Genomic DNA, 11,770 nt, shown 5'->3' on the forward strand with positions numbered 1-11,770 from the left:
GAATTGATATCAATCCAGCCTGTAGATGCGGGCGTCCCACCCCGCCAGCGCGCCAGTCGAACCGTCGTAATTGGTCACAACAGGCGCCTGGGCTGGACAGTCGAAGGCAACGGTGTTGCTCGAAAAGTTCAGAATAATGAGAAGTGATGTGTCGCCCAGGGTACGACGATACGCGAAAACCTGCGGATGATCCGGTGCGATATCTTCATAGTCGCCATAGACCAGGGCCGGATTGGCGTGACGCAGGGCAATCAAACGGGCATAGTGGTCATAGATGCCCTGACCCGTCGTGGCATTGATTTCGGCAAAGTTCGGGTTGAGCGCGAACCACGGCGTGCCGGTTGTAAAGCCGCCATCGGCTGTCCAGGGAATGGGCATGCGGGCATGGTCGCGGCTGAGTTTGTTCTGATTGGCGAAAAAGGCCTCCGGGGGCCACTGACCGCTTTCCACTTCCTCGCGCCAGGCGTTCACGGTCCACAGGTCGTTGAACTGGCTGATGTCGCTGAAGGCGCAGTTCGTCAGGCCCATCTCATCACCCTGATAGATAAAGGGCGTGCCTTTCATCGTCAGGATCAAGGTGGCCAGCAGCATGGCCGATTTTTCCCGCCACTGCGGGCTGTCGTCGCCGAACCGTGAAACGATGCGTGGATTGTCATGGTTGCTGAGAAAGACAGTAGGCCAGCAATGCCGGTCCAGCGCCGCATCCTGACGCGCGAAAACCGCCTTGAGGTCGGTCAGCCGCCAGGGCGTCCAGCGCCCGTCCGGGCCGCGATCCACCTCCACCGCCGCGAACTGGAAAATCATGTCCAGCTCCTGGCGGCGTTCGTCGACCAGTTTCGGCGTGTCCGCCAGGGTGACACCGAAGGCCTCGCCCACCGTCATGACGTCATATTGGCTCAATACGTCCCGGTTCATCTCATGCAGATAATCGTGAACATGCGGGCCGTTGGCATAGACATATTGTGGTTTGGCGCGCAGGTCTTCCGGCAGGTCGGGAAAGGTCTTGTCCTTGGAAATGAACGGGATGACGTCCATGCGGAACCCGTCGACCCCCTTGTCCAGCCAGAAGCGCATCAGATCGTAGACGTCTTGGCGGACAGCGGGATTGTCCCAGTTCAGGTCCGGCTGCTTGGGGTCGAACAGATGCAGATACCAGTCGCCGCTTTTGTCCTGCGTCCAGGCGGGGCCGCCGAAAATCGACGTCCAATCATTCGGCTTGTGATCGCTCCAGATATAGTAGTCGCGTTTCGAATTGTCGCGCGAAGACCGGCTTTCGGCAAACCATGCATGTTCGTCCGACGTATGATTGACGACCAGGTCGATGATCAGCCGCATGCCGGCGGCCTTGATCGCCGCCAACAGGGCATCAAAATCCGCCATGGTGCCGAATTCCGTGCCGACCCGGCGGTAATCGCGGATGTCGTAGCCATTGTCGGCATTGGGGCTATCGAAATGCGGCGACAGCCAGATGACATCGACCCCCAGCCCCTTGATGTGATCCAGTTTGGCGATAATGCCGCGCAGATCGCCGATGCCGTCGCCGTTGGAATCGTAGAATGAGCGGGGATAGACCTGATAGACCACGGCCTCTTTCCACCAGCGTCTGACATAGCCATTGGGCGTAATCTCATCCGGTGTCTGCACGCGTCTCTCCCGTCCACTTTATTCCTTGTGAGCTTGCCTCCACTTGGCGTAGGCGTCCAGCGCCTTTTGCGGCGACGTGCTGTACCAATTGTAGCCCTTGCGTCGCTCGGCTGAAATTTCCATCACATCGTCATGGATGCTCAGGTCGCGATCCCCGAAGACTGGCTTGCCCGTTGTCAGGCTGTAATAGCGGGCCCATAGTACGGGCGCGCCGGCCTGGGCGATCAGTTCGCGATCCTTCGTCCACACCAGATCGTGCAGGGCGGAGGCTTCCAGCCAGGCGGCACCGGCCTTCACGGCCGCGACCACACGGGGCGATGGAGCCTTGATGGCCATGAGGTAGATCAGCAGATTGGCGCTTTCCGAGCTGGACAGGGCGGCCGGTTCGAAATTCCGCGCGCCGACGGGTGCCAGGCTGAGGGCATCGTGCTGTTGCCCCCATACGGTCAATCGCCCGTCGATCCGGACCTGGGTGTCGAGAATACAGGTCAGGGCGCGCGCCTCGGCGTCGCGGGCTTGGGTGCGCAAGGCGACCGGTACGAAACCGAAGTCGGCTTTGCCTGCGGCCACGTCCGACAGCAGGCTGGTGATATCGCCCAGCGCATCGTCATTATAGGTTATGGCATCGTGATATCCCCCTTGCAGCGGATAGACCTGTGGCCAGCCGCCGTTCGGATACTGCGCTTCCAGAATGTAGCCGAGACCGCGCAGAATGCTGGCGCGATAGGCGTCGCCATCCGGTCCGGGCGTTTGCGCCGCCACGCGCGCCAGAAAGCGCATTTCGGTGGTTGTCGCATTGTTGTCGAACGTGCCGACCCAGTTCCACGCCACGTCGTCGGGCATGGCCTTGGCATGGCCGGCGACATAGGGTTGGCCCTTTCTGCGCACGTCGCCATCGCGTGGCGCGTTCTTGCTCCAGCCGCCGGCGGGGGTCTGGAAGCTGACAATGACATCGGCGACATGGCGCGCACCCGGCGTGGCATACCACGCGGCATCGCGATCGAGTGGCATGGTGTGGATGCCGGCGCTGGTTTCGGCTATGGGCGCAACAGCCCCATTGGTGGCCTGCTCCGCCGACAGTGCCGCCTTGTCTGCGGCCATTCGTGCCTGCGATCGCGCCAGATAGGCCTGCCAGTCGCTCTTGCCCGCCACCCGCGCATCGGTGAGCGCTTCGGCAGGCACCGTCTTGCCGACTACGGCAGCGTAACCGGGAGCGGCGATGAAAATCGCCAGGGCGATAAGTGAAGCGGCGCGCATGGTCGGTATCCCTGAGTTTGCTTTTGGGTGAGAGTGCCACCACCCAGGCCGTGGCGCAAGATAAATGATACCGGTGTCATTTATTGACGAAAATCCGCTCTTGCATCACGCCACAAAAATACGCATATAGGCCTCGAGACGGCTGGGCGAAGGCCTCGCCAACCTGGTCAGGGCCGGAAGGCAGCAGCCACAACGAATTCACCTTCGGGTCAGTCGTCTCACCCGCGCTTTGCTCAGACGCCGCACGTTTTGGGGCAATGGCTCCGGCGCGCACTTGCGCTTTCCAAGCCTTCGATGCTTAAACAAGTCTTCGACGCTTAAACAAGCCTGCAACGCTTGAAAAATACCTCACAATTGCACCTGTGTACGAATCGAGCTTTGTGGGCTGACGCTTGTCCAAAAAGCCACTATATAAGAAACCATGTCCGATCATTCCGACCTTGACGATCCTTTTGCAAACGCTGAACTGGATGTGCCGGAGCGCGATGACCTGACCGACGATATGTTCGGCGGCGCGTCGGAACCCAAGTCGTTGCCGGTCGCCAAGCCGATCGACAAGTCCGAAGCCTATACGGTTCTAGCCCGCAAATACCGTCCGCGCACCTTCGAAGACCTGATCGGCCAGGAAGCCATGGTGCGCACCCTGACCAATGCGTTTCAGGCAGGACGCATTGCGCACGCTTTCATGCTGACCGGTGTCCGCGGCGTGGGCAAGACCACGACCGCCCGCCTTCTGGCCCGCGCGCTCAACTACGAGAGCGATACGGTTCATGAACCGAGTGTCGATCTGTCGCATATGGGCGTTCATTGCAAGGCCATCATCGAAGGCCGTCATATTGACGTCCTCGAACTCGATGCCGCGTCGCGGACCGGCGTTGACGCCATGCGCGACCTGCTCGAATCCGTTCGCTATGCCCCGGTCGAGGCGCGCTACAAGGTCTACGTCATCGACGAAGTCCATATGCTGTCGACGGGCGCTTTCAACGCGCTGCTGAAGACGCTTGAGGAGCCGCCGCCCCACGCCAAGTTCATCTTCGCCACCACGGAAATCCGCAAAGTGCCGGTGACCATCCTGTCCCGGTGCCAGCGTTTCGACCTGCGCCGCGTCGAGCCCGAGACCCTGACGCCGCATTTGGAGAAAATCTGCACCCTGGAAGGGGTGAAGATCGATGCCGACGCGGTTGCCCTGATCGCCCGCGCCGCCGAAGGATCAGTGCGTGACGGCCTGTCCCTGCTTGATCAGGCTCTGGTGCAGAGCGAAGCGGGGGAGACGACCAGCGCCGAAGTGGTACGCGACATGCTCGGTCTGGCCGACCGCTCCGCGACGCTGGCCCTGTTCGAAAACATCATTTCCGGCCAGATGAGCGAAGCGCTGCTGGCCTATCGCACCCTTTACGGGTTTGGCGCCGATCCGTCCCAGATCATGGGTGACATGCTGGAATATGCCCACGCGACCTCTGTCGCCAAGATTCTGGGCGCCGATGCGACGCGTCTGCCCAAGGCCCAAGCCATGCGCGTGACCGCACTGGGGTCGCAACTGTCGGCGGGCACCTTGTCGCGCCTGTGGACCTTGATGCTGAAGGCGTTCGAAGAATTGCGCCGTGCGCCGGACGCCTCGGCGGCCTTTGAAATGGCGCTTGTGCGCTTCTGTTACGCCGCCGACCTGCCGGGACCAGAACTCCTGATGAAGCGCCTGCAAGGCGGCGAGCCCCTGGTGCCGAATGGTCCGGGCGGTTTGCCCGGTGGTGGCGGTGGTGGGGGAGGCGGCGCGACTGCCGTCCAGATGCGCCCGCAGGTCCAGGCCCCGCCCAACCCGCAAACCTTTCCCGAGGTTCTGAAACTGATCTCCGAAAAGCGTGATATTGGTCTGCGCACGGATGTCGAGCAGTTTGTCCGCCTGATTGCCTTCAAACCCGGCGCGATTACTTTCGAACTGGCGCCGCGTGCCCCGGCCGACCTGGTGCGCCGGTTGTCGATGCGTCTGCGCGAATGGACCGGCAGCCGGTGGCTCATCGCCACCGAAGGCTCCGGCGGCGCGGAATCGATCATGGAGCGCGACAAGCGCGAAACCGCCGCCGCCAAGGCGCGTCTTCAGGCCAATCCGTTCGTTTCCACCATGCTGAAAACCTTCCCCGGCGCGGAAATTATTGCCGTCCGCGCCCGCCCGAAACCTGTGGTGACGGAGACGGAGCCTGTGGTTCCCGTCGATGAACGTCCCGATGAAGATAAGGAAAACGACTGATGGATTTTGCCGCCATGATGAAGCAGGCGCAACTCGTTCAGCAAAAGCTGCACGAAGCGCAGGCCAAGATGAGCGAAAGCACGGTGCATGGCACCGCCGGCGCCGGTCTGGTCAAGATGGAGCTGAAGGGCTCGGGCGATATGAGCGCGCTGACTATCGATGAAAGCCTCCTGACACCGGGCGAAGGCGAAGTGCTGGCCGATCTGATCCGCGCCGCCCACGCCGATGCCCGCCGCAAGCTCGACGACCTCAACAAGGAAGTCATGGCCGAGGCCGCCAAGGATCTGGGGCCTGGCGGCGGTCTGCCCAACATGCCGAAATTCTTCTGATTGATGCGTGAAGCCGCGCCTCCTTCCTGTATCTGGCTGCCGTTGGTAGGGCGCGTCTGATGGCATCGGGCGCCGGACCTGAAATCGAGCGTCTGATGGCGCTTTTGTCCAAACTGCCCGGGCTGGGACCGCGGTCGGCGCGGCGTGCTGCCCTGGCCTTGCTGAAACGCCGCGACCAACTGTTGATTCCACTCACCCACGCCATGCAGGACGCCGCCGACAAGGTGGAAACCTGCACGGTTTGTGGACGCCTGTCGACGCAAAACCCCTGTCCGACCTGTGCCGATCCGATGCGCGATGATGCCATGATCTGCGTCGTCGAAGAGGACAGCGCCTTATGGGCCATGGAACGGGTGGGCGCCTTTACCGGGCAATATCACGTGTTGGGCGGGCTATTGTCGGCTCTGGACGGTGTGCGCCCGGAAGACCTGCGTCTCGATGGCCTGATCCAGCGCGTCAAGTCCGGTCGCGTGCGCGAAATCATCATGGCCTTGCCCGCCACGGTGGAAGGCCAGACCACGGCCCACTACATAGCCGACCGGCTGAAATCATTCGGCAACCAGATCGCCATCACCCATCTGGCGCGCGGCGTACCCGTTGGCGGGGAGCTCGACTGGCTCGACGACGGGACCATAGCCCATGCGTTCAAGTCCAGGCGATAAAAGCCTGCCTTTTGGCGATAGGCGTCGCTGGCCGGCCAGCCTCTCATCCAAAATCCAGGCTTTTCGTGCGGCGCTTATACCGCCCTGCTTGCGGGGCGGGGGACCGCACGAGACGCGAAGCGTTGAGATGTGGTGGTGGGGGCCTTCCTTCGCCAACCTCCAATAGCCAGATACGGTTCAGGCGCCTGCCGCCAATGCCGCCTTCTTTTCGCGGTTCTTCATCAATAGATAGACGATCACGCAGCCGACCAGCTTGGACAGGATGGAAGCGCCGATGGCCCAGATGTTGAAAATGCCGGGAATGGCTGTCGCCGCCATCAGATAGAAGACTGTCGTATCGATCGGTGAGCCCACCGCCGCCGAAATGAAGACGCGCTTAGACAGCGGCAGTTTCAGAAAGGTAAACAGGCCCCAATCGATTGTCTCGCTGATCCCGAAGGCGACCGCGCTGGCCAGGGCGATTTCCGCCGGGGCCATTTTGAACGATATGGCCAGGCCGATCATCAGAGGAATGAAAATCCAGTGGCCAATTTCGCGTTGCGCGAAGTCGCGCACCACCAGGACCAGACCGGTGACAATGGCCAGCGGCGTCCATTCGCCGTGATCGGGCAGAGGGATGGTCGGCACCGCCGCATAGGCCCAGTTGATGAACGGAATCAGAAACAGGTAAAGATAGGTCCACGGCGCCCGGCCGGTAAATGTCTTGCGCGCGGCAGACTTGGCGTCGATCATGTTATGGTTCCCCAGCTTCTGTCATCTCGGGCCATTTCATGGCACGCCTTCTCTGGCGAAACTGTATCAGTGGCGTTGCGGACCGCAAGCGCAAATAGGGCTTGCCATTTTTGTTTCCGGAAGTTAGGAACATAGCATGAACATGTCAAGCGTCAGTCTGCTCGTTGTTATCGTTGTCGCCGTGGTTTTTGCGGGGGCGTGGGTTTTGGCCTTCACCGAGACGAAACGCCTGCGGGCGCGCAACGAAGAACTGAGCGACCGGCTGACCGATGTCACCGCCGATCTGGCCGCGGCGAAGACACAGGTGCGCAGCCTCGAAGACGCCCGCACGGCCATGAGTGAGCAGTTTCAGCTGGTGTCGCATCAGGCCATGGAGAAGTCGGCATCGTCCCTATTGCTGCGAGCCGAGGAAAGCTTCGTCGCACGGGAAAAGCTGGCGCTTGAGCGCATGAATTCCAGCCTGCAACCCGTTTCCGAAACCCTGACGCGCTTCGAAGCCCAGGTGAAGGCGATGGAAGAGGCGCGCAGCAAGAACAGCGGCGAGTTGGAGCAGCAGATCAAGCAGTTGCTGACCGCCTCGGATCAGACCCGTGAAGTGACGCAGAAACTGGCCAATTCGCTGCGTCGTGGCGCCGGCGTCCAGGGGCGGTGGGGTGAAGAAACCCTGCGCAACGTCCTCCAGGCGGCCGGGCTGACGCGCTTCGATTTCATCGAGCAGCACAATCTCGATACGGATGAGGGGCGCCGCCGGCCGGACGTCGTGGTGCGCATGCCCGGCGATAAGTCCAATGGCGTGTTCGTCATCGATTCCAAGGTCAACCTGACCGCCTTTCTCGATTCCATGGATGCGCTGGACGACGAGGCGCGCGAAGCCGCCCTGCAACGGCATACCCAGGCTCTGCGTGCCCACGTTCGGGACCTGTCGGGCAAGGCCTATTGGGACCAGTTCAACGATCAGTCGCCGGACTTCGTCGCCCTGTTTATTCCCGGTGACGGCTTCCTGGCGGCGGCGCTCGACCGCATGCCGCAACTGATGAACGAGGCCATGGACAAGAAGGTGATCATCGTCACCCCGACGACCCTGTTCGCCCTGTGCAAGGCTGTCGCCTATGGCTGGCGTGTCGAAGACCAGATGAAGAACGCCTCCCATATCGCCGATCTGGGGCGCGAACTCTATGCGCGCCTGTCGGTCATGGGCGATCATGTGTCGGGCCTCGGCGGGGCTTTGGGCCGGGCGGTCGAAAAATACAATGCCTTTATCGGTTCGCTGGAGACCAAGGTGCTGACCCAGGCGCGGCGGTTCGAAGACCTCCAGGTCGACCATCAGGGCAAGCCTTTGCCGGATCTGACGCCCATCGAAAGCCAGCCAAAGGTGGCTAACAAGTTGAAATCACTGCAATCGTCCGACAGTGAATCTGTTTGACTTGAAATTTTCGACCTGTGAGATTACATCTCGGCTATGGCAATACGCGAAATTCTCACCGTCCCGAACCCCGTCCTGAAGCAGGTCTCCAAGCCCGTCGCCGTCGTTGATGACGCCATGCGCGCCCTGATGGACGATATGCTCGAAACCATGTACGACGCACCGGGCATCGGCCTGGCCGCGATCCAGGTTGGTGAACCCGTCCGGGTCATCGTCATGGACCTGCAAGAAAAGCCGGAAGACGATCCCGAAGGCGAAGCGGTCAAAAAGCCGCGCTATTTCGTCAATCCGGAAATCGTCTGGAAGTCGGAAGACACCGCGCCGTACGAAGAAGGCTGCCTCAGCGTTCCGGAAATCTACGACGAAGTGCAGCGCCCGGCCCGGGTCAAGCTGCGCTATCTCGACTATAACGGTAACGCGGTCGAAGAAGACGCCGAGGGCCTGTTCGCCGTGTGTATCCAGCACGAAATGGACCATCTGGAAGGCGTGCTCTTTATCGACCACCTGTCCAAGCTGAAGCGCGACCGCGCCGTCACCAAGGTAAAGAAGCTGACGCGCAACGCGGCGTAAAGAGCTTGCTCCCATAGTCTATTGCGATTAGACCTCCCAGACTTGCTGAGAGGTCTTTTATGCGTCTAGCCTTCATGGGCACTCCCGAATTCGCCGTCAGGGCGCTGGCCGAACTGGTGGCCAGCGGTCACGATATCGTTTGCGTCTACAGCCAGCCGCCCGCGCCGAAAGGCCGGGGGCATGTGCTCAGCCCGTCGCCGGTCCACAGCTTTGCGGAAAGCCTGGGGATCGAGGTTCGCACACCCAAATCCATGAAGGCGCCCGAGGCCATTGCCGATTTCCAGGCGCTCGATATCGATGCCGCCATTGTCGTCGCCTACGGTCAGATCCTGAAGGCGGCGGTGCTCGATCATCCCCCTCTGGGCTGTTTCAACCTGCACGCCTCGCTTCTGCCGCGCTGGCGGGGAGCCGCGCCGATCCAGCGGGCCATCATGGCCGGCGACACCCATACCGGCGTCGAAGTCATGCGCATGAGCGAAGGCCTGGACGAAGGCCCGATTATCCTGACCGGGCGCGTCGAAATCACCTTGGACGACACCGCCCAGAGCCTGCATGACAAGCTGGCGGCGCTGGGGGCTTCGCTCCTGCCGGTCGCCCTGGCCGCCATCGAACGCGGTGGCGCCAACGAGCAGGCGCAGGTCGGAGAACCGACCTATGCCCGCAAGATTACGCCAGAAGAGGCCCGGATCGACTGGAACCGGCCGGCGCGCGATCTCGACTATCATATTCGCGGCCTGTCGCCCTTTCCGGGCGCCTGGTGCCTGTTGCAAACCGCCAAGGGCGAGCAGAGGCTGAAGGTGCTGATGTCGCGCCTGACCGAAGAGGTGTCGGCCGAAACGCCGGGCACACGCCTGCTGGGGGGCTTGAAGATCGCGACCGGTGACGGTGTGATTGAGCTTGTGCGGATACAGCGCGAAGGCAAGGCGGCGCAGGACGCGGCCGATTTTCTCAACGGCGGCCTGCTCAATCCCGGCGATATCCTGCTGTAATGCCCCGCTATAAGCTCCTTGTCGAATATGACGGCCGTCCGTTCAATGGCTTTCAGGCCCAGGGCGATCAGCCGAGCGTTCAGACCGCCATCGAGGCGGCCATTTTCAAGTTCACCGGCCAGGCCCTGCGCCTGACCGTCGCTGGACGGACGGATACGGGCGTACATGCCACGGGGCAGGTGGTGACCTTCGATCTGGAGAAAACCTATCCGCCCAAGGTGGTGCGCGACGCCATCAACGCCCACCTGTTTCCGCTGACCGTGTCGATCCTGGCGGCGGAAGAGGTCGATGCCGAGTTTTCGGCGCGCTTTTCGGCAACGGGGCGCATGTATCTGTACCGTATCCTCAACCGCGAAGCGCCGCCCGCCATCGACCAGGGCCGCGTCTGGCATGTCAAGAAGCCGCTCGACGTCGAGGCGATGATCGAGGCGGCCAAGGCCCTGACCGGGCATCATGATTTCACCACGTTCCGCTTTGTCGCCTGCCAGGCCAACTCACCGATGCGCACACTCGATATTGCCCGCGTCAAGCGGTTCGGCGAAGAAGTGCATCTGGTATTCGCAGCGCGGTCCTTCCTGCATCGTCAGGTCCGGTCGATGACGGGAACCCTGGTCGATATCGGCACCGGGCGCTATCCGGTGGCCTATGCGGGCGAAGCCCTGGCCGCCGCTGACCGCGCCCGCTGCGGTCAGGTCGCGCCGGCGCACGGCCTTTATCTGACGCAGGTCACTTACGAGGCTGAGCCGAATTTCGAAAAATATGCCTCGATCAAGGCCGAATAGGCGTCGGTCAGCGCGTCGAGATCGGCAACGGCTACACACTCGTTAATCTGGTGCATGGTCTGGCCGACCAGACCGAATTCGACCACGGGACACAGATTACGGATAAAGCGTGCATCGGACGTGCCGCCGGTCGTCGAGCGGTCGGTATCCAGGCCGAATTGCGTTTGGATCACGTCGGCGATCAGGTCGACAAAGGGCCCGGCCTCGGTCAGGAAGGCCTCGCCGGAAATGCTCGACTGTACCTCGATGGCTGCGCCCGACCTTTCCGCCATATCGCGGGCGACCGTGTCGAACCATTGGCTCAACGCCACGCCGGTATGCGTCGGGTTGAAGCGGATATTGACCCGCGCCCGCGCCGCCTGGGGGATGACATTGGTCGCGGTATTGCCGGTGTCAATGGTGGTGATTTCGAGGTTCGACGGTGGAAATGAGGCATAGCCGTCATCCAGCGTTCGCGCCTTCAGCTCGGCCAGCAGATCGACCAGTACGGGCAGAGGGTTGAGCGCGCGCTGCGGATAGGCGACGTGCCCCTGCTTGCCGGTGACGGTAAATGTAGCGTTGATCGATCCGCGTCGCCCGACCTTGATCATATCGCCCAGTTGTGTCGATGACGACGGTTCGCCGACGATGCAGTGGTCGATAACCTCGCCTGTTTGCTTGAGCCAGTCTACGACGCGCACCGTGCCGTCGGTCGCCACGCCTTCTTCGTCGCCGGTGATCAGGAAGGACAGGGAGCCGGCCTGGTCGGGGAAGCGAGACACGGCGGCGATCCAGGCGGCGATGGCCCCCTTCATATCGACGGCGCCACGGCCGATCACCTGGCCATCATGGATTTCGGCGCCGAACGGGTCGTATTTCCAAAGGGTGCGCACCCCGACCGGCACAACGTCGGTATGGCCGGCGAAGCACAGATTGGGGGAGGCGGTGCCGCGCCGGGCATAGAGATTTTCGATCTCGCCGAATGCGAGGCGCGTACACGTAAAGCCCAGATCGGTCAGAATGGTCTCGACCGTATCCATGGCCCCAGCATCGGCCGGCGTCACTGACGGCCGGGTAATCAGAGCCTGGGTCAGGGTTGTTACGTCAAGCATTCCACACTCCGCGCCGATGCATCGCATTTCGGCAAAAAACACATGCAAT

Annotated in this window: 11 protein-coding genes and 1 other RNA gene; 8 read left to right on the forward strand and 4 right to left on the reverse strand. The window is 61.8% G+C overall.

The window, feature by feature from the left end:
- Window positions 1–9: 9 nt before the first annotated feature.
- Both RCJ00_RS16325 and pelA read right to left on the reverse strand, forming a co-directional pair.
- Window positions 10–1,644 (reverse strand): glycoside hydrolase family 13 protein, encoded by a 1,635-nt coding sequence (locus RCJ00_RS16325; RefSeq protein WP_316223276.1) that lies wholly within the window; start codon window positions 1,642–1,644, stop codon window positions 10–12.
- An 18-nt stretch (window positions 1,645–1,662) separates the two neighbouring features.
- Window positions 1,663–2,901 (reverse strand): pectate lyase, encoded by a 1,239-nt coding sequence (gene pelA / locus RCJ00_RS16330; RefSeq protein WP_316223277.1) that lies wholly within the window; start codon window positions 2,899–2,901, stop codon window positions 1,663–1,665.
- Window positions 2,902–3,033: 132 nt separating this feature from the next.
- On the opposite strand from pelA, the gene ffs reads away from it, so the two are divergent.
- The 4 genes from ffs (at window position 3,034) to recR (ending at window position 6,134) form a co-directional block, all read left to right on the forward strand.
- Window positions 3,034–3,127: signal recognition particle sRNA small type (gene ffs / locus RCJ00_RS16335), an RNA gene on the forward strand.
- Window positions 3,128–3,322: 195 nt separating this feature from the next.
- Window positions 3,323–5,143 carry a DNA polymerase III subunit gamma/tau gene (locus RCJ00_RS16340; RefSeq protein WP_316223278.1) on the forward strand — a complete coding sequence of 607 codons (1,821 nt, stop codon included), beginning with the start codon at window positions 3,323–3,325 and terminating at the stop codon, window positions 5,141–5,143.
- Complete coding sequence (locus RCJ00_RS16345; protein ID WP_411267557.1) at window positions 5,140–5,472, forward strand: YbaB/EbfC family nucleoid-associated protein; 333 nt, start codon at window positions 5,140–5,142, stop codon at window positions 5,470–5,472. The genes RCJ00_RS16340 and RCJ00_RS16345 overlap by 4 nt, the downstream gene beginning before the upstream one ends.
- A gap of 59 nt (window positions 5,473–5,531) precedes the next feature.
- Complete coding sequence (gene recR, locus RCJ00_RS16350) at window positions 5,532–6,134, forward strand: recombination mediator RecR (RefSeq protein ID WP_316223280.1); 603 nt, start codon at window positions 5,532–5,534, stop codon at window positions 6,132–6,134.
- 177 nt (window positions 6,135–6,311) lie between these two features.
- Here the strand turns inward: recR and RCJ00_RS16355 are convergent, their stop codons facing one another.
- Complete coding sequence (locus RCJ00_RS16355) at window positions 6,312–6,866, reverse strand: VUT family protein (RefSeq protein ID WP_316223282.1); 555 nt, start codon at window positions 6,864–6,866, stop codon at window positions 6,312–6,314.
- Between the two features lie 136 nt (window positions 6,867–7,002).
- Here RCJ00_RS16355 and RCJ00_RS16360 point away from each other — a divergent pair, with 136 nt between their 5' ends.
- From RCJ00_RS16360 to truA, 4 genes are read left to right on the forward strand one after another with little or no spacing between them, the layout of a single operon-like run.
- Window positions 7,003–8,289 (forward strand): DNA recombination protein RmuC, encoded by a 1,287-nt coding sequence (locus tag RCJ00_RS16360; RefSeq protein WP_316223283.1) that lies wholly within the window; start codon window positions 7,003–7,005, stop codon window positions 8,287–8,289.
- A 36-nt stretch (window positions 8,290–8,325) separates the two neighbouring features.
- Window positions 8,326–8,859 carry a peptide deformylase gene (def, locus tag RCJ00_RS16365; protein ID WP_316223284.1) on the forward strand — a complete coding sequence of 178 codons (534 nt, stop codon included), beginning with the start codon at window positions 8,326–8,328 and terminating at the stop codon, window positions 8,857–8,859.
- A gap of 59 nt (window positions 8,860–8,918) precedes the next feature.
- Window positions 8,919–9,848: a methionyl-tRNA formyltransferase gene (fmt, locus tag RCJ00_RS16370; protein WP_316223285.1), complete on the forward strand. Its 930-nt coding sequence runs from the start codon at window positions 8,919–8,921 to the stop codon at window positions 9,846–9,848.
- Window positions 9,848–10,630, forward strand: a complete 783-nt coding sequence (gene truA / locus RCJ00_RS16375; RefSeq protein WP_316223286.1) for a tRNA pseudouridine(38-40) synthase TruA — start codon at window positions 9,848–9,850, stop codon at window positions 10,628–10,630. Before fmt ends, truA begins: the two co-directional genes overlap by 1 nt.
- Here the strand turns inward: truA and dapE are convergent.
- Entirely contained in the window at window positions 10,579–11,721 is a 1,143-nt protein-coding gene (gene dapE, locus RCJ00_RS16380) for a succinyl-diaminopimelate desuccinylase (RefSeq protein ID WP_316223287.1), read from the reverse strand. The genes truA and dapE overlap by 52 nt on opposite strands.
- Between the last annotated feature and the right edge of the window lie 49 nt (window positions 11,722–11,770).

The organism is Asticcacaulis aquihabitans (genome assembly GCF_032490435.1).
In the GTDB taxonomy this organism is placed as follows: domain Bacteria; phylum Pseudomonadota; class Alphaproteobacteria; order Caulobacterales; family Caulobacteraceae; genus Asticcacaulis.